Source organism: Bradyrhizobium semiaridum (assembly GCF_020329505.1).
In the GTDB taxonomy this organism is placed as follows: domain Bacteria; phylum Pseudomonadota; class Alphaproteobacteria; order Rhizobiales; family Xanthobacteraceae; genus Bradyrhizobium; species Bradyrhizobium semiaridum.
In genome coordinates, this window is the sequence record NZ_JAGKJJ010000004.1 from 54,153 (window position 1) to 76,284 (window position 22,132).

A 22,132-nucleotide genomic window follows, 5' to 3' on the forward strand; every position below is an offset into this window, starting at 1 on the left:
GAAGCGGGGAAGCCTGCTTGAGCGAAGCGATATGCGGGGGCAATCAAGAAATCTTGTGGTCCTGGTCCCGGATGTCGCTTCTCGTCCGGGCTACGACGCTGATTAGTTATTTAATAGAGAGTAGGGCGGAACGACCCCGGCACCTGAGCGAAACGTAAGCTGTCGGTTGGCGCAACGGCGGTACGGCTAATCCGACCTACGCTTGTTCTGCGGTGATCTCGACGGCGATTTTTTCCAAACGCTCCATGAACACTTTCGGGCTCGAGCCTTTAAATGTGCGTTCGAGAATAAATGAATCCAACGCGCCAAGCGCTGCACCTATTCCAAGGCCAATTGTCGGATCAAGAGGCATTGCGGCAGCTGCAACGCCTAACTGCGTAAAATACCTGAGGGTTCTTCCTGTTGCTGATTGAACGAATGGAATCGACTTCAGGACTGCTTGATATTCTCTCGACGTAGTCTTTGGATCCGTGCGGCAATTCTCATGAAACCACATCCTAAACTGCGTTCCAGATACAGACTGCCGAAGTGAGATGATGTCCCTGATGATTTCTTTATTTTGAATGGCCAGTAGCCCAACGTCAGGAAGGTCCGCAATTGAAACTAAAGTTGCGAGTTTCGCTTCGGAATCGGCTCTTGGCCTGACACGAGAAAGGGAATTTCGGAATAGTTTCGCGACCTCTTCAGAGGTGTAGATATCGTTCCACCCAGTTAACGCGGCTGCCTTGGCCTCGAGGTTCGATTGAGCAACTCGCAAGACTTGAAATATGTCGTCGTCCTGTTCATCATCAATCAGAAGGCTGAGCCCCCTCACTTGGTTGGGGGCGAGGCCCGGTAGCTTCGCAAGATTCACGATGCCACGGGCTTTCACTATCGAAGGCTCACGCTTGATCTCTTCATAGACCGCGCGACCTAGCTCACCCTGCGAACTCTCGATCGAAAATTCTACCGTCGACCTCAACGCCAAGTTCTTAAGCAAGCGTTCGTTCTTCAGTCCCGGAAGCCCTTTGAATAGCTCAGTTATCGTGATCTCGGTCGGGGCGCTAAATAATTTCGGTGTCTTATCAGAGTCTGCAACATTTATGACGCCCACACCGCCGCCGTTTCCAAGGTAGGCCACACTTCCTGTGAAACGAGCAAACGCGATAATATCCTCGCCTAGGAGGCGAGCCACATGATCCTCACCGAGAACTCCCAACAAAAGCGCAAGAGGCATGAAATCGTTGGTGGGGATCGTAATCTTGTCGAAGAGCAAAATGCTCTCGATTAGAGTCTTAAAGGGAGGAAGGCCACGCTGCAGGAAGTCTTGGTATCGCTGATTGGGATTCCCAAAGTCAGCGAGGCAGGCCATATTGCCAAGCAGAACATTCCTCGCCACTGAAATGTTTCTCCCCGACTCGCTAGTGCTGACTTTAAGAGTTCATCTTGCGTTTGGTCGAAATGATGCATTCAAAAAGCAGCAATCTATTTCTCCGGCTCGGGCTACTGCACGTTGAAGTCCGCTGAGCTGCGCCCAGCGGACCCCATTGATTTGACCTACAAATAGAGAGTTTCCTCACGAACACCCCGTCGTACTTCCGCACGTATCGCACTTCATGCACGTGCCGTTCCTTACCAGCGTGAAGTTGCCGCACTCCGAGCACATCTCGCCCTCGTAGCCCTTGGCCTTCGCCTCGGCTCTCCGCTCGGCCTTGCTCGGCGCCGCGGCTGCCGCCGTGCCTGCCTTGCTCCACTTCATCGCCTCCAGCTTTTCCGTCGGCGAGAGGTCGTGGCTGACTTCCTGCTTTAAGGCGACTGCGCCCTCGATGGTGTCGGAGACGCCGCGGGCGGTGGGGCTGTGCGAGGCCAGCGACGTCACGCGGTTGCCGCCGGCGGGGGCGGCGTCCGAGTTCGCGCTGACCGCGGTGGTGCCGCCGCGCATGACGACGAGGTTGTCGGTGCGCGAGCGGGTCAGGCCCTTCGACAGGTATTTTGTCGCCTGCTGCGTCGGGGCCTCGTCCGGCTCCTTGCCTTCCTCGACGCCCTTGCCGAGCGCGTCGAAGCCGGACTCGTTCGGATCGACATGGGCGAGGTCGAAGCGGCTCATGTAGCTGACCGCGAGCTCGCGGAAGACGTAGTCGAGGATCGAGGTCGCGTACTTGATCGAGTCGTTGCCCTGCACCGGGCCCGCCGGTTCGAAGCGGGTGAAGGTGAAGGCGTCGACATACTCTTCCAGCGGCACGCCGTATTGCAGGCCCAGCGAGACCGCGATGGCGAAGTTGTTGATGAAGGAGCGCAGCGCCGCGCCTTCCTTGTGCATGTCGATGAATATCTCGCCGAGCCGGCCGTCGTCATATTCGCCGGTGCGCAAGTAAACCTTGTGCCCGCCGACAACAGCCTTCTGGGTGTAGCCCTTGCGGCGGTCCGGCATCTTCTCGCGCTCGCGCATCACCACGATGCGCTCGACCAGCTTCTCGACGATCTTCTCCGAGACCTGGGCGGCGCGCGCCGCCATCGGCTTCTCGTAGAGCGCCTCGACCGCATCGTCCTCGTCCTCATCGTCGCTGATGAGCTGTGAGTTGAGCGGCTGGGAGAGCTTCGAGCCGTCGCGGTACAGCGCGTTGGCCTTCAGCGCCAGCTTCCACGAGAGGAGATAGGCGGACTTGCAGTCCTCCACCGTGGCGTCGTTCGGCATGTTGATGGTCTTCGAGATCGCGCCCGAGATGAACGGCTGCGAAGCCGCCATCATCCGGATGTGGCTCTCGACCGAGAGATAACGCTTGCCAATTTTGCCGCAGGGATTGGCGCAGTCGAACACCGGATAGTGCTCGGCCTTCAGATGCGGCGCGCCCTCGACCGTCATCGCGCCGCAGATGTGCACGTTGGCGGCCTCGATCTCGCGCTTTGTGAAGCCGACCGCCGAGAGCAGGTCGAAGCCCGGCGCGGCAATGGCTTCCGCGCCGATACCGAGCTGGTCGCGGATGAAATCCTCGCCGAAGGTCCACTTGTTGAAGGCGAACTTGATGTCGAACGCGGTCGGCAGCGCCTTCTCGACCTTGGCGATCGCCTCATCGGTGAAGCCCTTGGCCTTCAGCGTCGAGGCGTTGATCCCCGGCGCATTCGACAGCGAGCCGTGGCCGACGGCGTAGGCCTCGATCTCCGCGATCTCGCTCTCGCGATAGCCGAGCGCGCGCAGCGCCGCGGGCACCGCCTGGTTGATGATCTTGAAGTAGCCGCCGCCGGCCAGCTTCTTGAACTTCACCAGCGCGAAGTCAGGCTCGATGCCGGTGGTGTCGCAGTCCATCACGAGGCCGATGGTGCCGGTCGGCGCCACCACCGTGGTCTGGGCGTTGCGGTAGCCGTGCTGTTCGCCGAGCGCCAGCGCGTCGTCCCAGGCGTGGACGGCGTGGGTGACGATGTCGGCCTGCGGGCAGGAGGCGTGATCGAGCGGCACCGGGTTGACCGAGAGCCCTTCATAACCGGCCGCGTTGCCATGGGCGGCGCGGCGGTGGTTGCGGATCACGCGCAGCATGTGCTGGGCGTTCTTCTTGTAGCCGGGGAAGGCGCCGAGCTCGGCCGCCATCTCCGCCGAGGTCTTGTAGGCGATGCCGGTCATCACGGCGGTCAGCGCGCCGCACAGCGAGCGGCCTTCCTTCGAGTCATAGGGCAGGCCCATGGTCATGAGCAGGCCGCCGATGTTGGCAAAGCCGAGACCGAGGGTGCGGAATTCGTAGGACAGCTCGGCAATCGCCTTCGACGGGAACTGGGCCATCATGACGGAGATTTCCAGCACGATGGTCCAGAGCCGGCAGAGGTGCTCGTAGGACTCGACGTCGAACCGCTTGGTGGTGGTGTTGTAGAACGTCAGCAGATTGGCGGAGGCGAGGTTGCACGCCGTGTCGTCCAGGAACATGTATTCCGAGCACGGATTGGAGGCGCGGATGTCGCCGGACGCCTTGCAGGTGTGCCAGTCGTTCATCGTGGTGTTGAAGTGCAGGCCGGGATCGGCGCTCGCCCAGGCGGCGTAGCCGATCTTCTCCCAGAGGTCGCGGGCCTTCAGCGTCTTCGTCACCTTCTTCGAGGTGCGGGCGTTCAGATTCCAGTCGCCATCGGTCTCGACCGCGCGCAGGAAGTCATCCTTCAGCGACACCGAATTGTTGGAGTTCTGGCCGGAGACGGTGAGGTAGGCCTCGGAATCCCAGTCGGTGTCGTAGGTGTCGAACGAGATGTCCTTGTAGCCCTGTTTCGCAAACTGGATGACACGCTTGATGTAGTTGTCGGGCACGAGGTTGCGGCGCGCGAGCTTGATCTCGCGGCGCAGGGCAGGGTTCTTCTCGGGGTCGAAGCAGTCGTCGCCCGAACCTTCGCAGTTCACGCAGGCCTTCATCACGGCCTTGAGGTGCTTCTGGTTGATCTTGGAGCCGGTGACCAGCGCCGCGACCTTCTGCTCCTCCTTCACCTTCCAGTCGATATAGGTCTCGATGTCGGGATGATCGGCATCGACCACCACCATCTTGGCGGCGCGGCGGGTGGTGCCGCCCGACTTGATCGCGCCCGCGGCGCGGTCGCCGATCTTCAGGAAGCTCATCAAGCCGCTCGAGCGGCCGCCGCCGGAGAGCTTTTCGCCTTCGCCGCGCAGGCTGGAGAAGTTCGAGCCGGTGCCGGAGCCGTACTTGAACAGGCGCGCCTCGCGCACCCAGAGGTCCATGATGCCGCCCTCGTTGACGAGGTCGTCGCCGACGCCCTGGATGAAGCAGGCATGCGGCTGTGGATGCTCATAGGCCGACTTCGACTTCGTCAGCTTGCCGGTCTTCCAGTCGACGTAATAGTGGCCCTGGCCGGGACCATCGACGCCGTAGGCCCAATGAAGTCCGGTGTTGAACCACTGCGGCGAGTTCGGCGCGACCATCTGCTTGGCCAGCTGGAAGCGCAGCTCGTCGAAGAAGGCGAGGGCGTCTTCTTCGGATGAGAAGTAGCCGCCCTTCCAGCCCCAATAGGTCCAGCAGCCGGCGAGGCGATCGAACACCTGCTTGGCCGAGGTCTCGCCGACCATGCGCTCGTTCTCGGGCAGGGCGCCAAGGGCCTCGGTGTCGGGCACCGAGCGCCACAGCCAGGACGGCACGGTCTCTTCCTCGACCTTCTTCAGGCGCGCGGCGACGCCGGCCTTGCGGAAATATTTCTGCGCCAGCACGTCGGAGGCGACCTGCGACCAGAACTCCGGCACTTCGACATTCTCGGCCCGGAACACGACGGAGCCGTCGGGATTGCGAATCTCCGATGTGGTCAGCCTGAAATTGATCCCGGCGTAGGGTGATTGGCCGCTGATGGTGTTGCGTCGTTCGATTCGCATGGTCGAGCCCCGTCACTTCTTCTGCCCGGCCCACATGTTTGCGGTGCCGGAATGTTATCCCTTGCGGGTTCCGGAACGCGCGTCACGCCTCCCGTCATCCGCAGCTCAGCCGGTGGATCCGGCCTGTTTCTCTCGTCCGCGCGGGTTCCGGTGGCACCGGTCCGGCGGGCGGCACGCCCTGAGCGGATCCCGACGAATCGGGGGCCGTCCCAGGCTCACGCATTCAACGCCCCAACGCTTCACGCGTACCCATCATGCGGGCCGGTTTCCGGCCTCTGATGTCCGAGCCTTGGCGGCCCGTTTGGCACCCCGGACTTGGGCACCCCGGACTTGGGCCCAAATTCAGGGCAGAAACGCCCTTCACCCGCGGCCCCAAGGCCTGGCGGAGTGGTCATTTTGGAACCCTTGTGGGAGCGACCGGCGGGACCCAAACACACTCGCGCCGAACAGGCTGAAAGCTAGGCCAAGTCCGTGACGCCCGTCAAGAACTAGTACGAGTTTCTGAATCAAACACTAAATATGGTGGAAAGAGGGGGATAACAGGGGCCGGTGCCGCGCCTGTGATCGGGCCAAGTATCAGTGAGTCCTCAGGGATTCCCAAGCCAAAAAATCTTTCGCCGGCTGTGGATCACAGCTTCGCCCCGCTGTTCACAGGCCGAGGAATTTTTCCCCGAATTTTTCCCGTCTACGGATTGCGCCTGCGGGACTCACGTAGGCCTACGGGCAAAGTACGGGGCAGGCATGTCACGGCCGTGATGGTCGGGCGACAAAATCGCGGGCAAGGTGCCGCCGATTCACACCCCGCCGGGTCCCATGACAGATTCGAAACCCCAAGCGCGGGCGCGCATTGCGCCCGCCGGCCTGATGTTCCTCGCCATCACCTCGGTGGGCTGGGGCTTCAACTGGCCGGTGACCAAATTCCTGCTCGGTGAGCTGCCGCCGCTGACCCTGCGCGGCACCACCGGGGTGATAGGTGCCGCGCTGCTGGCGGTGCTGGCGCTGATCCGCGCGCAAAGCCTTGCCGTCGAAGCCCGGCTGTGGCCGCGGCTCGTGCTCTATGCGCTGCTCAACGTCACCGGCTGGATGGTGCTGATGGGGCTGGCGCTGCTCTGGCTGCCGGCGAGCGAAGCCGCGCTGATTGCCTACACCATGCCGGTCTGGGCCTCGCTGCTGGCCTGGCCCGTGCTCGGCGAGCGGCCGACGCTATTGCGCACCATCGCGCTGGCGATGGCGTTTGCCGGGCTTGCCGCGATCATGGGCGGCAACGGCATTTCCGCGAGCGCGGCGAAGCTGCCCGGCATCATCATGGCGCTCGGCGGCGCGTTCGGCTTTGCGCTCGGCACCGTGCTGGCGAAGAAATATCCGGTGCTGCTGCCGCCGATCCCGGCGGCGGCCTGGCAGATCGGGCTCGGCTGCGTGCCGATCACGATCGTGGGCCTGCTGGTCGAGACCACGCATCTCGATCGCGTGACGACGGCCGGCTGGTGGCTGCTGGTCTATTCCACCGTGGTGCAGTTCTGCACCGCCTATGTCTCGTGGTTCGCCGCGCTCGCCCGCCTGCCGGCCTCGGTGGCCGCGATCGGCACCATGGCGGTGCCGGTGATCGGCGTCGTGGCGTCGGCGGTCGCGCTGCACGAGCCGCTCGGCGCGATGCAGATCGCGGCGCTCTTGTTCACGCTCGCCGGCGTCGTGCTGGCGACGCGCTGACCCTTCGTTCCGCTTCCGTTGGCGTGGCATCGTGGCCGGCGGGCCGTTTTCGCGATTAATCATCCGGCGATATTTGGCTTGGTGGCGCCATGTCCGTGTCGTACCGTCCATGTCGGTCCCCAAAAGGGGGTGATGCGCAGGCTCTGCCCGAGTTACTGAACCACAACCGAAGCAAAGCCAAATAGTCATGGCCGATCGCGATCCCGAACCGATGGCGGCAAGAACGTGAGCAGCCGTATTGCCGATAACGAAACGACGCTCTTGCGTGCGGCGCAGCCCGCCGCGACGATCAGGCTGAGGTTGCCGTTTGCAAGTCCAGGCATCCAGAAACTGCTGGCGGCCTACATTCTTCTGCTGTTCGTTCCGTCGACCTTTCTCGATCTCGTCGGCTATGACTATTCGTCGATCGGCGGATTGCCGCTGACCAAGATCCACATCGCGACCTATTTCGTCGTCGTGGTGTTCTTGGCTTTCATTGCCTCATACCCGCAGAAAGCCGACCTGGCTCGCTACTATCTCGCGACGAAGCTCGGAACGATCTATTTCTTTTTCGCGGCAACTTTCGCGGTGATCAACATCGTCGTCGGAGGGCGGAGTGGATTCGGGATGTATTTCGACACCGATCTGCATCTGTTTCTGTGCTGCATGCTGCTGCCATTCATACCGCCGGACGGCATGGACAGGCTTGAGCGCTTCTTGCACTGGTTTTTCGCGATCAACGCGGTGCTCGGTATTTTCGAGCTTGTCACCGGCATCAACGTTTTTCCGCTCATGACATACTCGCCGGATGGCATGACGACGCTGGAGCCGCGAGCAACCGCCTTTCTCAGTCATCCGCTTCACGCCGCAACGGTAACCTGCGCTTACATCGTCAGCCTGTTGATCGGCGCCGGCAAGCTGCTGCGTCCCAACCTGCGGGCTCCGATGATCGCCCTGCAAACGACGGCGCTGCTGGCCTTCGGCGGCCGGACCGCCTTTCTGCTGACCTTGATCATCGTCGCCATTGCCTTGCTGTGGCAGGTGCTGCGGTTCACCGCGGGAAAACCGGTTTCCCGCCTCAGCGTGATCCTTGCGATCGCCGTCGTTCCGGTCGGAATCGCGACCATTTCCGTTCTGGCTTACGCCGGCTTCTTCGATCAGTTCCTCGAGCGCTTTACCGAGGACGGAGGCAGCGCCCGCAGCCGCGTGCTGATGCTGCCGCTGCTATGGTCCTTTGACTGGACGGATTTTCTGTGGGGCGCGAATACCGACTATGCGCGGGCGCAAGTCTATTCCTTCGGTTTGGAGTGGGGAGTCGAGAATCCCTTCATCCAGATGAGCGTCTATCAGGGGGTGGTGGTCGCGTCCCTCGTGATGTCGGGGCTGCTGCTGCTGTTGTATGACGTCTACAGGCGCCTCGAAGCTGCGGTGATCTTTCCGATCGTCACCTACCTGGCGCTTTGCAATACCTTCGGATCCTTCGCGGGCCGCTTCATCAATTTTTCGATCTTCATTGTCATGGTCACCACGCTGTTCCGTCGGCGAGATGTCCCGAGGAATTACGTAACTTAAACGAAGCGGCTTTCAAATCGGCGATGTGGCGCCGGCATATCATCGTCCCAGCGCCTGCTGCAGCATGCTGGCGAGTTGCGCCTTGCGATAAGGTTTTGCCAGCAGCAGCACGCCCTCGTCGAGCCGGCCGTGATGCGCGATCGCGTTCTCGGTATAGCCCGAGGTGTAGAGCACCTTGATGCCGGGCCGCCGCTTCGTGACCTCGTCGGCGAGCTGGCGGCCGTTCATGCCGCCGGGCATGATGACGTCGGTGAACAACAGATCGAACGTCTCGCCCTTGTCGACCAGCGCCAGCGCGGCGCGGCCGTCGGCAACGGCGATGGTCTTGTAGCCGAGGCTGGTGAGCTGCGCGGTGACGTAGTTGCGCACCAGCGGATCGTCCTCCACGACCAGTATCGTCTCGCTGCCGCGCGGTGCCGGCGGCGCTGGCGGCGCCTCGGCCTCGACCTGGCCGCGGGCCGGCGGCAGATAGAGCTTGATCGTGGTGCCGTGGCCTTGCTCGCTGTAGATCTTGATGTGGCCGCCGGACTGCTTGACGAAGCCGTAGACCATGCTCATGCCGAGGCCGGTGCCCTTGCCGACCTCCTTGGTGGTGAAGAACGGGTCGAACACCTTATCCTGCACCGCCTGCGACATGCCGGTGCCGGTGTCGCTGACCGCGATCAGGACGTAGCGGCCGGGCGCGATGTCGAGATTGGTCGCAGCATAGGCCTCGTCGAGCACGACATTGCTGGTCTCGAACAGCAGCTTGCCGCCGTCGGGCATGGCGTCGCGGGCGTTGATCGCCATGTTGAGCAGCGAGTTCGACAGCTGCGACGGATCGATATGCAGCTTGGCGACATCGGGCGACAGCGCCGAACTGATCTCGATCTGCTCGCCGAGCGTCGGGCGCAGCAGCTTGGCGATGTCGGATATGGTGGCGTTGACGTCGATGATGCGCGGCTCGAGCGGCTGGCGGCGGGCGAAGGCGAGCAGATGCTGGATCAGCTCGCGGCAGCGCTCGGCGGCGCCGTCGATCAGCTCGGCGGTCTTGGCGAGCTGCGGCCGGTCGCGCAGGCTGTCGACCAGCGTCTCGGTGGTGCCGGTGATGATCGTCAGCATGTTGTTGAAGTCGTGCGCGACGCCTCCGGTCAGCTTGCCGATCGCATCGAGCTTCTGCGCCTGCTGCAGCTGGTGCTCGGTTTCGCGCGAGGCGGTGATGTCGTGATAGATCAGGGCGGCGCCAGTGATGTTGCCGTCGGCGTCGCGCAGCGGCCGGCCCGACACCACGAGGTGGATCTGCGGCGCGCCGCGCACCGGGCGGGCGATGAATTCGAGGCCGTCGAACTCCTCGCCGCGCAGCGCGTGCGCCGACGGCATGTCGTCGGCCAGCATCGGCGTCGAGCCGTCGGCATGGAACACGTTGCTGAGCGAGCGCAACTGCTGCACCGACATGCCCGGCTTGTAACGCAGCATTCTCTGGGCGGCCGGATTGGAGAGCAGCACCGCGCCCGCGGTGTCGATCACCAGAACCGCCTCCGCCATGCTGCGGAAGGTGGTTTCCATCACCGAGGTGGAGCGGCGTAGCTCCTCGAGGGCGGCGCCGAGATCCTTGGTGCGCTCGGCCACCTTGGCCTCGAGCGTCGCATTGGTGGCCTGGGTCGCGTTCAGCGAGTCCTGCAGCTGGCGGCGCGAGCGTCGCGTCGCCAAGGTCAGCACGACCGCCAGCAACAGGATCAGCACGACGCCGGCGAGATCGATCGCCAGCAGCATGCGTCCGTTGCTCTTGGATTGCGCGGTGCGCGCCGCGAGCAGGCGGCGCTCCTCGGCGACGAGCCGCTCGAGCGCGGTGCCGATCTTCTCCACCACCGCGCGGCTCTCGCCGCCCGAGGTCAGCGCCGCAATGCCGGCGGTGTCGCCGGCGTTGCGCAGCCGGATCAACTCGGCGCCGAGCGCGATGCCGCGGTCGACCTGGGCTCTCGCGTCCGCGAGCAGACCCGATTCGCCGGGATCGTTCCTCACCGCCGCGATCAGGCCGTCGAAAGCCGCGGTGAGGGCGGCGCTCTGCTCGCGATACTCGTTGGCAAAGGACGGATCAGCGGTCAGGGCGAAGCCGCGGGCCGCGCTCTCGGCGCCGCGCAGCAGCGGCCGCATGTCCGATACCCGCTTGAGGATGCCGAGCGTGCGCTCGACCGATTCAATCTCCTCGCGCGATTTGACATCCAGCCCGATCGATGCCGCACTGATGGCGAGAAGGATCGCCAGGCCACTGCCGAGAATGAGACGCTGGGAAGCCATCGACGATTGGCACGAACAACTATTTTGAAAGACGCGCGGACGGAGCAGACTTCGCAATACATTCGTTGACGGCAGCGATCAACGCCTGCGGTGTGAACGGCTTGCGCAGGCACGCGGAGGCGCCGAGCTCGATGGTCATCCGCAGGAAGTCCGGCGCGCGATCGGCATTGGCGAAGGCGTAGCCGGACATCGCAATCACGGGTATGTCGGGGGCGCGCTCGTGGAACACGCGGATCGCCTCGAAGCCGCGCATATGCGGCATGAAGACGTCGACCAGCATCACGTCGAAGCGCGACTCGTCCAGCGCGCGCATGCCGGCCTCACCACCATCGGCGACGGTGACCTCGAAGCCCTGGCGTTGCAGACAGACCTCGATGGCGACACATACCATCGGGTCGTCGTCGACCACGAGAACGCGCGGCACGATGGCATCCTCTTCAACTGGCCTCGCGTGCCGGCGACTCGCTTGGCCGTCTGGCAATTAAGGCGGAACCGAGACCGAAAGTCTGTATCATAGCGTGCATTGGCAATTTGCCGGCAAGCTGATTTCCAGCTAGCCCTGACACATCACCCACATTTGTCCAGTCCCTTTCACGACAGGTCCATGACCTTACTTCCCGTCGCCGGCCGCGCCCCCGTAGTCGGCTGCTTGCGGCGGCGGCAATGCTGCGCGAGCCGCTGTCGGCGAGCGACATCGCCGCGATGGCGGTGCGCCGGCCGCCATCGCGGTGGCGCTACGGACATGAAGGTGGCACAGGAGTCAAAAAGGGCGGCGCTAGCGCCGCCCTTCGCTGATCGGACTTGCGGTCTTCTTACGGGCAGGGATGCCTCAGGCCGTCATAGCCGAGATAGGTGCCCGAAGCCGGATCGTAGGACCTGTAGCGCTGCGCGCAGTAGCTCGCATCGCCGCCCGGCACCGCTTCAACGGCGACGCTCGGCTCATCGTAATAGCCGTAGCTGTCGTCATAGTAGCCCGGGCCGTAGCCGTAATAGCCTGAACCATAATACGCGCCTGAGGCGAGCGCGCCGCCAACCACGGCTCCGGCGACTGCACCGGGCCAGAACCCGCCGCCGCGATGATGGTGCCAGCCTCCGCCGCCATGCCAGCGACCGCCGCCGCCGCTCCAACCGGGTCGGCCGCCACCGCCAGCCCATTGGCCACCGCCGGCAACCGCGCCGCCACCGATGGCCGTACGGGGCACGTCAGGGCGCATCAGCGCGCCAGCACCGGCGCCGCCGCCGCTGAAGCGCGCTCCGCCGCCACCAACTGCGCCGCCGCCGAAATGCGCTCCGCCGCCGCCACCGCCACGGGCGACTGCTCCGCCGCCACCTCCGCCACCGCCCATCCTTTGCAGGCCCGGGCCTTGGGCAAGACTTGCGGTCGGCAGCACCAGAGGCAGCGCAAGCGCCAGTGCCGCAGCGGTGCTCAACAGCTTCAGATTGATCATTTTGGACTCCATGAAAACGGATAATGTCTAACCGTTTCTGGGGTCAGACGTTCCGTACCGCATATTGATTGTCAGGCGGCGCATGTACGGCTGGTGAACGCACAGGCCATTCCGCCGCGGCAATTGGTCGCCAAACCAGGGGGTACCAGGGTGGTCAGGCAGGCGGCTGGACATTTGCGGATTCAGGTGGCATCAGAGCCAACGTTCGAACCCACGGCCGCCCGCGCATGAAACAATTCCTGCTCAAATTCTTCACCTGGTGGAACAGCCAGACCTTTGGCACGCAATTGTGGACCTCCCGCTATGGCGAGCTGGTCGGCGAGGACGAGCAGGGCAACCGCTACTACCGCACCAAGGGTGGGGAGATCGACCCGACGCTGCATTTCGAGCGCCGCTGGGTGGTCTACAACGGCTACGCCGAAGCCTCGCGGATCCCGCCGGGCTGGTACGGCTGGATTCATCACACTACCGATGTGCCGCCGACCGAGCAGACATACGTGGCACGGGAGTGGGAGAAGCCGCATCTGCCGAACCTGACCGGCACGGCGCAGGCCTATCGCCCGTCCGGCTCGACCCTGGCGAGCGGCCGTCGCCCCAAGGCGACCGGCGACTACCAGGCCTGGACGCCCAGCCACTGATACTGATCCATCCGGCTCTGTTGCAGCCACGGATGCAGGCGCGTGCAAGGCACGCTCGTAGGCAAGTGCGCACGCGCGCCTGTGGACAACGGTAACAGCGGGGACAACTCGGGGTAGGCGAGCTGTAGCCGCTTGCACGTTTGGCGGGATCGCGGCTCAATAGGGCCATCTTACGGAGATGGGAGACCATCGCGTCGGATCGGGCTCCAGATCGCGACTGTCCCGATGAGCAGCGGCCTCCGAGTAGGATGCGGCCGGGAGATAGGCCCCCGGTGCAGACGTCCTGAAATCGCCCGCTAATGTGAGGCCACCGTGAGACAGGAAGGGCCGCCTGGGAAACCGGGCGGCCTTTTTCTTTTGCGCGTTCGCTGGGTCAGGACAGCCGCGCGGCGGCACGTCCCATCAGCTCGCGGCGACGTGCTTGCGACGGCGCGATCCGCTCCTTCATGAAGGCGAGGATCTCGCCCGGCGCGGTGTCGGGAGAACCCGAATTGAACGGCGGAGAGGGGTTGTATTCGAGCCGGAGCTGGATCGCTTCCGCGGTCTTGCGGTCGACCAGCTCCGACACCAGCGTCAGCGCGAAATCGATGCCGGCGGTGACGCCGCCGCCAGTGAAGCGGTTGCGGTCGACGCAGACGCGCGTCTTGGTCGGGATCGCGCCGAAGCCGGCAAGGAAATCGAGCGCGCTCCAATGCGTGGTAGCGCGGTATCCGTTCAGCAGGCCCGCCGCGCCCAGCACCAGCGATCCCGTGCAGACCGAGGTGACGTATTTAGCGCCATCGGCCTGCCTGCGCAGGAAGGCGAGCATCTCGTCGTCGCCGACCATATCGTCGGTGCCGAGCCCGCCCGGCACGCAGATCACGTCGAGCTGCGGGCAATCGGCAAAGGTCGTGGTCGGCGTCAGCACCATGACGGAATCGGTCGGCACCGGCTCGATGCGCTTCCAGATCAGATGCACCTTGGCGCCGGGCACTGAGGAGAACACCTGCAGCGGGCCGGTGAGGTCGAGCTGGGTCACCTTGGGGAAGACGAGCAATCCAATCTGCAGCGGTTCAGTCATCGGCAGCCTCCGATTTCCATTTGATGGCACGACGATGCCATCTTGGCTTTCTGTCCAAAATGGCGTATTTCCCTCATTAAAGGACATGGTGCCGCTTGCGTGGATTTGGCGATGATCGGCCTCCTCATCTTTCCCGACTTCCAGCTGCTCGACGCGGCAGGCCCGATCGCCGCGTTCGAGATCGCCGCGCGCTTCGCGGGCAACGCGCCCGACATCAAGACGATCGCGGCGAAGGCCGGACCGGTGCGCAGCTCGTCCGGCGTGGAGATGCTGGCGCGTGGGTTCAAGCCGTCGGCGGCGATCACGACGCTGATCATCGCGGGTGGCAATGGCGTGAGAACGCCGGCGAGCTGTCCGGCGACGCTATCGTTCGTGCGGCGCATGGCGGACCGCGGCATCCGCGTCGCCAGTGTCTGCTCGGGCGCCTATGTGCTCGCCGAGGCGGGCCTGCTCGACGGCCGCCGCGCCACCACGCATTGGCAGCGCACGCCGCATTTCGTGAAGACCTATCCGAAGATCAAGCTCGAGCCCGACCAGATCTTCGTCCGCGACGGCAACATCTGGAGCTCGGCCGGCATCACCGCCGGCATCGACCTCGCGCTGGCGATGATCACCGAGGACTACGGCGACGAGATCGCGCAGCAGACGGCGCGGCAGCTCGTGCTCTATCACCGGCGCAGCGGCGGCCAGTCGCAGTTCTCGTCGCTGCTGGAGCTGAAGACGCCGAACGGCCGCTTCGGGCCGCTGCTGGCCTGGGCGCGCGAGCATCTCGACGCGCCGCTGACGGTGGAAGATCTCGCCGACAAGGCCGGCATGAGCTCGCGGCATTTCACCCGCGCCTTCATCGCGGAGACCGGCACGACGCCGTCGAAGGCGGTCGAGCGGCTGCGCACCGAGGTGGCGCGGCAGCGCGTGCAGTCGTCGGGCGAGCCGATCGAGCGCGTCGCCGAGCTCACCGGCTTCCGCGATCCGGAGCGGATGCGCCGCGCCTTCATCCGCGCCTTCGGCCAGCCGCCGCAGTCGCTGCGCAGGGCGGCGAGGGCGGGCTGATTTCGGGGTTGGTGCAGGCCCTCCACGTCATTGCGAGCCACCCGGTCGGCGCGAAGCGCCGCCGGATGACAGGCTCCGCGAAGCAATCCACCCGCCGCGTGCGCTGAGCGATGGATTGCTTCGTCGCGCAATGACGAGGCTCAATGCGGCGCGTCGGGATGCCAGCCAAGCAACGCCAGCATCATGAAGAACCCGGCGACATAGGCCGCCGCGATCGGCCAGCCCTGGGTGACCCATCGTCCCACCGACTTGGCCTCCGGATACATGTTGGAGATCGCAACCCCGGCGGACGAGCCGAACCAGATCATCGATCCGCCGAAGCCGACGGTGTAGGCGAGGAACCCCCAGTCGTAGCCGCCCTGCTTGAGCGCCAGCGCGGTCAGCGGGATGTTGTCGAACACCGCCGAGACGAAGCCGAGGCCGAGCGCGGTCTGCCAGGATGCGGCGGGCAGTTTTTCCACCGGCATCATCGCGGCCGCCGTCACCAGCGCGAGCAGGAATAGCGTGCCCTTGAACGTCTCCGGCATCACCGACCAGTCGGGCCGCCGTAACGCGGAGGTGAGTAGGATTGCGGCCCAGACCGCGAGGCCGAGCACGGGCACGGCATCGAGCAGCGCGGGGAATTTCAGATTTGCCGTCACATTGGCGGCCAGCGCGGCAAGCAGGATCATGGCGACGATCGCGACCCGTGCCCAGTCGATCTTCAGACCGGCCGGCGCATCCTTCACGATGGGAGAATAGCGATGCTGCTGCAGTGAGGCCGGCACTGCAAACACGAGCATCGCAACGGCGGCGGCGACATAGGCCTCCACGACCGTGAGCGGGCTGATGCCGTCGATCCACATCATGGTCGTCGTGGTGTCGCCGACCACGCTGCCGGAGCCGCCGGCGTTCGACGCGGCGACGATGGCGGCGAGATAGCCGATATGGACGCGGCCGCGGAACACGTGCCGGGCGACGGTGCCGCCGATCAGCGCCGCCGCGATATTGTCGAGGAAGGCGGACAACACGAACACGATCACGAGCAGCAACACGCCGCCCTTCCAGTCATCGGGCAGCAGCGCCGGCATCTCGTCGGGGAGGCGGCTCTCCTCGAAATGCCGCGACAGCAGCGCAAATCCCATCAGCAGCAGGAACAGGTTCGCGAGCGTGACCCATTCATGCTCCATCTGGTGCAGCAGGCCGGGCAGGCCCGTGCCGAATTTCGCAAAGCCCGCGAACAGCAGCTTGTAGGCGACGATCGCCGCAAGCCCGGTCAGCGCCACCGACAGCGTGTGATGATGGAATACGGCGACGCCGATCAGCGTCAGTCCGAACAGGATGAAATCTAGCGGGATGCCGTAGACGGCAATGGGCGTGAACAAGGCGGTCTCGATGGTCGTGGCTGGGACGCGCGCGGTGCGCGCCCCGGCCTATCGCAAGGCAGGCATCGACTGCAAGACAGACAATCGCCGCAACGTGGCTGCGCCGGAGAGTCCGCGTCTAGCCCAGCGTCTTCAGCCACGCGCTGATTTCGGTGACCGCGACATTGGCCTGGTTGAGCAGCTTGCCCATGGTGAAGAAGCCATGGAACTGGCCGGGGAAGTGGCGGTATGTGACGGCCACTCCGGCATCCCTGAGCAGCTTCGCGTATTCATCGCCTTCGTCGCGCAGGGGATCGGCGCCGGCGGTCAGCACATAGGCCGGCGGCAGGCCGGCCAGGCTTTTCGCGCGCGCCGGCGAGGCGCGCCAGTCGCTGCCGTCGGCATCGCCGAGATAATGCGCGGCGAACCAGGGGATCACCGAATGGGTCAGCAAGACGCTGGTCTCCGGCTCGCGGTGCGAGGCGTGGGTCCGTGCGAATTCGGTCGCGGGATAGATCAGGAGTTGGCCGGCGAGCTTCGGCCCGCCATCGCGCGCGGTGAGCGCGACCACGGCCGCGAGGTTGCCGCCGGCGCTGTCGCCGCCGACCACGATGCGCGCGGCATCGACGCCGAGCTCCTTCGCATTGGCCGCGATCCATTCCGTTGCGGTCACGGCGTCATCGACCGCGGCGGGGAAGCGGTGCTCGGGGGCGAGGCGGTAGTCGACGGAGATCACGATCAACTCGCCCTCATGCGCGAGCTTCTGGCAGACCACCTCATGGGTATCGAGGTCGCCGATCACCCAGCCGCCGCCATGAAGGAAGACGAGGCAGGGCGCGAGGCCGTCCTTCTTGCGCAAGGTCTTCGGCGTGTAGATGCGCGCCGGAATGTCGCCGTGGGGCGCCGGGATCGCAATCGGCTTGCTCGATTCGAGCGCGGGCGGCTCGGGATTGCTGACGATGCGGGCGGCCCGGTAGAACTCGCGCGCTTCCGGCGCGGTCAGCGTTTCATAGGCGGGGCGGCCGGCTTCCTGGAACGCCTTGTAGACGGCGGCGGCATCGGGATCGAGAACGACGGGCATAGGGAGAACCTTCTTTCGATTGGATCAGGCAGCCGTGCGGCCGCCATCGACGGTGTAGGCCGAGCCGGAGACGTAGCTCGCTTCATCGGAGGCGAGGAACGCGACGATGGACGCGACCTCGGTGGCGAGGCCGAGGCGGCGCGCGGGAATTCGGTCGACGATCTTCTCGATCGGCGGCGGCGCGTTGCCGCCGCTACGTCCCTGCAGGATCGTGCTCAGCATGCGGCTGTCGATCATGCCGGGGCAGACGCAATTGATCCGCACGCCGGTGCCGGTGCATTCCCAGGCCGCGCTCTTGGTGAGCCCGATCACCGCGTGCTTGCTGGCGCTGTAGACCGCGATCATCGGCGATCCCATCAGGCCGGCGATCGAGGCGGTGTTGATGATGCTGCCCTTGTTCTGCTTCAGCATCACCGGCAGCACGTATTTCATGCCGAGGAAAACACCGACCACGTTGACGTCGAGCACCCGGCGAAAGCTCTCCAGCGGATAGTCCGGGATCGGCTTGATGTCGCCCTCGATGCCGGCGTTGTTGTAGAACACATCGATGGTCCCGAACCGGTCGACCGCGGCGCGGACATAGTCCTTGACCTCGTCCTCGGCAGTGACGTCGGCTGCGATTGCGAGCGCCTCGGCCGAGGCGGGCAGGTCCTTGATCGCGGATTTGAGGTCGGCCTCGCGGCGGTCGACTGCGACAATTCGCGCACCGCGCTCGGCGAGCAGGTGGAGCGTGGCGGTACCGATGACACCGGCAGCTCCGGTGACGACGGCGACCCGGCCGTCGAGCCTGATCCGATCGGGCATGTTGGGTTTCCTCTGCTGATCCGGTTGTGCGCCGGATTCTTCCTGATTTTCGCAGCAAGGCTGCGCGCGGGATCGCCAGGGACTATTCCACGTGTTCCCGGGCCTGACCAGTGGCCGGGGACCGGCCAGAAACCGCCCTTTCGCCGCCGCATTCGGCGTGTTAACCGATGGCCTGCGAGCGGCCGATATCAAGGTACACTGTCGCGAGCCCGAATCGCCTCTTGAAGCCGCGCGAGATGTTTCGAACCCTTGCCCTGACTGGCATAGCGGCCCTGGTCGCCGCCTCAACCGTCTCGCTTGCGCCGCCCGCGCGCGCGCAGATCGGCACGATCTTTTCCGATCCCGCGCCGCGCCCGCCGGGAGCGATCCCACGTGGCGGGCAGGTGGCACCGCCCAGCGACGACGACGAGGAGGTGCCCGAGCTGCCGCGCGGCCGGCTGCTGCCGCCGCCGACCCGCTTGCCGCCGGCCCAGGCCGTGGCGCCGCCGGGCAGCGTGCAGTCGCAGCCTCTGGCGCCGCCGCCAGGCACCACCGTCGCGCCGCAGGGAACACAGCCCGGCGTCGCCGTGCAGCCGCCGCAGCCCGGCGGCCCCGGCGTTGCCACCGCGCCGCCAGGTGCGAACCCGCTGCCCGGCCTGCCGCCGGGGCAGCGTCAGCCCCGTGGAACGCCGCAACAGGGCGCGCCGCAGCCGCCGCCGCAGCAGCCGGCGGCGTTGCAACCGGGCGACGAGGTGGTGCAGGAGCCGCCGTCGACCAAGATCACCAACAAGAAGGCGAGCTTCTCCGGCCTCGACAAGATCACCGGGCGTATCATCAATTTCGACGAGGATATCGGCGAGACGGTGCAGTTCGGCGCACTGCGCGTAAAGACCGACGCGTGCTACACGCGCCCCTCGACCGAAGCCGCCAACACGGATGCGTTCGTCGAGGTCGACGAGATCACGCTGCAGGGCGAGGTGAAGCGGATCTTCTCGGGCTGGATGTTCGCGGCCAGCCCCGGCCTGCATGGTGTCGAGCATCCGATCTACGATATCTGGCTGACCGACTGCAAAATGCCGGACCAGACCATCGTCACCGCAGCGCCTGATCCGGCCAAGCAGGTGACGCCGCCACCTCCGCCGCCACCGGCCCAGAAGCGCGCGGCGAAGCAGGCCGCGCCGCGTCCGGCGCCGCCACCGCAGCCGCAATTCCAGCAGCAGCCGCCACCCCCGCCGCCGCAACAGCAGCGCCCCGGCGGCTTGTTCGGCGGATTGTTCGGGAATTAGCGAGTCGCGTAGCCCGGATGAAGCGAAGGCGTAATCCGGGGAAGCTTCTCCGCGGATGGACCTGCCCCGGATTGCGCTGCGCTCCATCCGGACTACGAGATCAACCTCGTGCCGCGATGATCGCGAGCGCCTCCGCGCCGCTGACCGGCTTCGTCGTATCGAGCTTGCCAAAATCCGCCGGCACCCCCGTGATCGCTTTGTCGAGCAGGGCTCGATAGCGGCGGCGCGGGATCTCGACCGCACCGAACGTCTTGAGATGCTCGGTGACGTATTGCGTATCGAGCAGCTCGAAGCCGCCGGCGATCAAACGCGCCACCAGGTGCACCAGCGCGACCTTCGAGGCGTCGCGCGCGGTGTGGAACATGCTCTCGCCGAAATACGCACGGCCGAGACTGACGCCGTAGAGCCCACCAACCAGATCGCCGTCCCGCCAGACCTCGACGCTGTGGCAATGGCCGAGCGAATGCAGGCCGACATAGAGATCGCGGATGCGTTTGTTGATCCAGGTGTCGTCGCGGCCCGGCTGCGGCGCAGCGCAGCCCGCGATCACAGCCTTGAACGCCGTGTCGACGGTGACGGTGAACGCATCCGAGCGCACGGTGCGCGCAAGCCGCGAGGCGACACGAAAGCCGTCGAGCGGAATCACGCCGCGCAATTCCGGTTCGACCCAGAACAGGGTCGGATCGTCGGCGCTCTCCGCCATCGGGAAGATGCCGCAGGCATAGGCGCGCAGCAGCACCTCGGGCGTGATCTCGGCGGAGGCGGAGTCGCGTGATGTCATGGGATGGAGGATAGCAAAGCGCGGGCCGCAGCGCGATGGGCCGCCGCGAACGGTCGCGCGGTGTTGACGGGGCACGTCCGGTTCCTCCACAGGCGATGCTCCTCCTGGCAGCTTGTCGTGCCAGGCTGCAACCGTGCTAGATTGCAACGAAAAGATGGCGGCACCCGGACCCGGTGATGGCGCGCCGACAATCAAGACCAAGGGGGGACGCTGCATGAAGCTGTCATGGAGGACGTTTGCGCCGCTGGCAGTCTGGCTCGTGATCTATCTGATCCCGGTGCCATCGGGGCTGAACGCCAATCAGTGGCACTATTTTGCGGTGTTCGCCGCCGTGATCACCGGCCTGATCCTCGAATCGATGCCGGTCGGTGCCGTTGGCCTGATCGGCCTCACGGTCGCCGGCGTCGGCGGCTATGTCGAGCCGGATCCGAACAAATCGCTGCGCTGGATGCTGGCGGGCTTTTCCGAGAGCACGGTGTGGCTGATCGTCGGCGCCTTCGTGTTCTCGATCGGCTATCGCAAGAGCGGCCTCGGCCGCCGCCTTGCGCTGCTTTTGGTGAAGGCGCTCGGCCGCCGCACCATCGGGCTCGGCTATGCGGTGGCGTTCTCCGATCTCGTGCTGGCGCCGGCGACACCGTCGAACACCGCGCGCAGCGGCGGCACGGTCTATCCGATCGTCAGCAACATCCCGCGCATCTACGGCTCCGAGCCCGGTCCGACCGCCGGCAAGATCGGCACCTTCGTGATGTGGACGGCGTTCGCGACGACCGCGGTGACCAGCTCGACGTTCCTGACCGCGCTGGCGCCGAACGCCGCCGCGCTCTCGATCGCCAAGAAGCTCGTCAATGTCGAGGTCAGCTGGTCGCAATGGTTCATCGGCTTCGCGCCGCTCGGCATCCTCCTGCTGATCCTGGTGCCGCTGCTCAGCTACGCAATCTGCCGGCCCGAGATCAAGGAGAGCCCGGAGATCGTGGCCTGGAGCCGGGACGAGCTTGCCAAGATGGGACCGCCGTCGCGCCACGAATGGATCATGGCGGCGCTGGTGCTGCTGGCGATGTTCTTCTGGATTTGCGGCTCCAACCCCAACATCAGCCTGCCGCTGCTCGGCTCCAACTTCATCAACGCCACCACCGTCGTGTTCGTGGTGATCTCATTGATGCTGGTCACCGGCGTGATCGCGTTCGAGGACATCGTCGCCGAGAAGAGCGCATGGGAGGTGTTCTTCTACTTCACTTCGCTGCTGACATTGTCGTCAGGCCTGAACGAGATCGGCTTCATCAAATGGGTGGCCGAAGGTTACGCACGGCCGCTCTCCGGTACCTCGCCGATGATCGGCATGATCCTGCTCGTCTCGTTCTTCTTCTGGATCCACTATTTCTTCTCGAGCATCACCTCGCATACCGCGGCCGTGTTGCCGGTGGTGCTCGCAGTTGGCTCCAGCATTCCCGGCCTGTCGATCGCGACGCTGATGCTGCTTTGCGTCTACTCGCTCGGACTGATGGGCGTGATCTCGCCTTACGCCACGGGACCGGCGCCGATGTATTACGGCAGCGGCTACATCGGCAAAGGCGATTTCTGGAAATTCGGGCTGATCTTTGGCGCGATCTACTTTGCCGGTTTGTTGCTGATTGTGTTGCCCTGGTTACAGGCGATCGGATAACTTAACAACACTCCGGCGCGCGCCATTGATTGGTGGCGGAGCAGTCACCATCCTTTCCGATTGTTAACGCGCTTTGTCGATCGGAGCGATCAAAATGCGCGTTCGAGTGTGGCGCACGCGCAGACTTGGGATATACAG

At 64.8% G+C, this 22,132-nt stretch carries 16 protein-coding genes; 6 read left to right on the plus strand and 10 right to left on the minus strand.

What is annotated here, in order from left to right:
* Nucleotides 1–196: 196 nt before the first annotated feature.
* Both J6500_RS06495 and J6500_RS06500 read right to left on the minus strand, forming a co-directional pair.
* Complete coding sequence (locus J6500_RS06495) at nucleotides 197–1,378, minus strand: hypothetical protein (RefSeq protein ID WP_225711861.1); 1,182 nt, start codon at nucleotides 1,376–1,378, stop codon at nucleotides 197–199.
* 177 nt (nucleotides 1,379–1,555) lie between these two features.
* Nucleotides 1,556–5,329, minus strand: coding sequence for a vitamin B12-dependent ribonucleotide reductase (locus J6500_RS06500; protein WP_225711862.1), 3,774 nt, complete (start codon nucleotides 5,327–5,329; stop codon nucleotides 1,556–1,558).
* 813 nt (nucleotides 5,330–6,142) lie between these two features.
* Here J6500_RS06500 and J6500_RS06505 point away from each other — a divergent pair.
* Nucleotides 6,143–7,036 (plus strand): DMT family transporter, encoded by an 894-nt coding sequence (locus J6500_RS06505; RefSeq protein WP_225711863.1) that lies wholly within the window; start codon nucleotides 6,143–6,145, stop codon nucleotides 7,034–7,036.
* A gap of 225 nt (nucleotides 7,037–7,261) precedes the next feature.
* Nucleotides 7,262–8,587 carry a VpsF family polysaccharide biosynthesis protein gene (locus J6500_RS06510; protein WP_225711864.1) on the plus strand — a complete coding sequence of 442 codons (1,326 nt, stop codon included), beginning with the start codon at nucleotides 7,262–7,264 and terminating at the stop codon, nucleotides 8,585–8,587.
* 39 nt (nucleotides 8,588–8,626) lie between these two features.
* Here the strand turns inward: J6500_RS06510 and J6500_RS06515 are convergent, their stop codons facing one another.
* The 3 genes from J6500_RS06515 to J6500_RS06525 form a co-directional block, all read right to left on the minus strand.
* Nucleotides 8,627–10,864: a CHASE3 domain-containing protein gene (locus tag J6500_RS06515; protein ID WP_225711865.1), complete on the minus strand. Its 2,238-nt coding sequence runs from the start codon at nucleotides 10,862–10,864 to the stop codon at nucleotides 8,627–8,629.
* 19 nt (nucleotides 10,865–10,883) lie between these two features.
* Nucleotides 10,884–11,288, minus strand: coding sequence for a response regulator (locus J6500_RS06520; RefSeq protein ID WP_225711866.1), 405 nt, complete (start codon nucleotides 11,286–11,288; stop codon nucleotides 10,884–10,886).
* Between the two features lie 388 nt (nucleotides 11,289–11,676).
* Entirely contained in the window at nucleotides 11,677–12,312 is a 636-nt protein-coding gene (locus J6500_RS06525) for a BA14K family protein (protein WP_225711867.1), read from the minus strand.
* A 227-nt stretch (nucleotides 12,313–12,539) separates the two neighbouring features.
* On the opposite strand from J6500_RS06525, the gene J6500_RS06530 reads away from it, so the two are divergent.
* A complete protein-coding gene (locus J6500_RS06530) occupies nucleotides 12,540–12,950 on the plus strand; it encodes an NADH:ubiquinone oxidoreductase subunit NDUFA12 (RefSeq protein WP_225711868.1) in 411 nt (136 codons plus the stop codon).
* A 373-nt stretch (nucleotides 12,951–13,323) separates the two neighbouring features.
* Here the strand turns inward: J6500_RS06530 and J6500_RS06535 are convergent, their stop codons facing one another.
* The gene (locus J6500_RS06535; protein ID WP_225711869.1) at nucleotides 13,324–14,010 is read right to left on the minus strand and encodes a DJ-1/PfpI family protein; all 687 of its coding nucleotides are present in this window, start codon (nucleotides 14,008–14,010) and stop codon (nucleotides 13,324–13,326) included.
* Nucleotides 14,011–14,121: 111 nt separating this feature from the next.
* Here J6500_RS06535 and J6500_RS06540 point away from each other — a divergent pair, with 111 nt between their 5' ends.
* The gene (locus tag J6500_RS06540) at nucleotides 14,122–15,060 is read left to right on the plus strand and encodes a GlxA family transcriptional regulator (RefSeq protein ID WP_225711870.1); all 939 of its coding nucleotides are present in this window, start codon (nucleotides 14,122–14,124) and stop codon (nucleotides 15,058–15,060) included.
* 140 nt (nucleotides 15,061–15,200) lie between these two features.
* On the opposite strand, the gene J6500_RS06545 is transcribed toward J6500_RS06540, so the two are convergent.
* The 3 genes from J6500_RS06545 to J6500_RS06555 form a co-directional block, all read right to left on the minus strand.
* The gene (locus tag J6500_RS06545; RefSeq protein WP_376707765.1) at nucleotides 15,201–16,436 is read right to left on the minus strand and encodes an SLC13 family permease; all 1,236 of its coding nucleotides are present in this window, start codon (nucleotides 16,434–16,436) and stop codon (nucleotides 15,201–15,203) included.
* Nucleotides 16,437–16,542: 106 nt separating this feature from the next.
* A complete protein-coding gene (gene lipP1 / locus J6500_RS06550) occupies nucleotides 16,543–17,484 on the minus strand; it encodes a LipP1 family hormone-sensitive lipase (RefSeq protein WP_225711872.1) in 942 nt (313 codons plus the stop codon).
* A 24-nt stretch (nucleotides 17,485–17,508) separates the two neighbouring features.
* Nucleotides 17,509–18,288 (minus strand): SDR family NAD(P)-dependent oxidoreductase, encoded by a 780-nt coding sequence (locus tag J6500_RS06555; RefSeq protein WP_225711873.1) that lies wholly within the window; start codon nucleotides 18,286–18,288, stop codon nucleotides 17,509–17,511.
* Nucleotides 18,289–18,524: 236 nt separating this feature from the next.
* Between J6500_RS06555 and J6500_RS06560 the strand changes: the two genes are divergently transcribed.
* Nucleotides 18,525–19,553: a DUF2155 domain-containing protein gene (locus J6500_RS06560; RefSeq protein WP_283842891.1), complete on the plus strand. Its 1,029-nt coding sequence runs from the start codon at nucleotides 18,525–18,527 to the stop codon at nucleotides 19,551–19,553.
* Nucleotides 19,554–19,653: 100 nt separating this feature from the next.
* Here J6500_RS06560 and aat read toward each other — a convergent pair whose 3' ends face one another.
* Nucleotides 19,654–20,334: a leucyl/phenylalanyl-tRNA--protein transferase gene (gene aat, locus J6500_RS06565; protein ID WP_225711875.1), complete on the minus strand. Its 681-nt coding sequence runs from the start codon at nucleotides 20,332–20,334 to the stop codon at nucleotides 19,654–19,656.
* Nucleotides 20,335–20,548: 214 nt separating this feature from the next.
* On the opposite strand from aat, the gene J6500_RS06570 reads away from it, so the two are divergent.
* Nucleotides 20,549–21,994 carry a DASS family sodium-coupled anion symporter gene (locus J6500_RS06570; RefSeq protein ID WP_225711876.1) on the plus strand — a complete coding sequence of 482 codons (1,446 nt, stop codon included), beginning with the start codon at nucleotides 20,549–20,551 and terminating at the stop codon, nucleotides 21,992–21,994.
* Nucleotides 21,995–22,132: the final 138 nt, after the last annotated feature.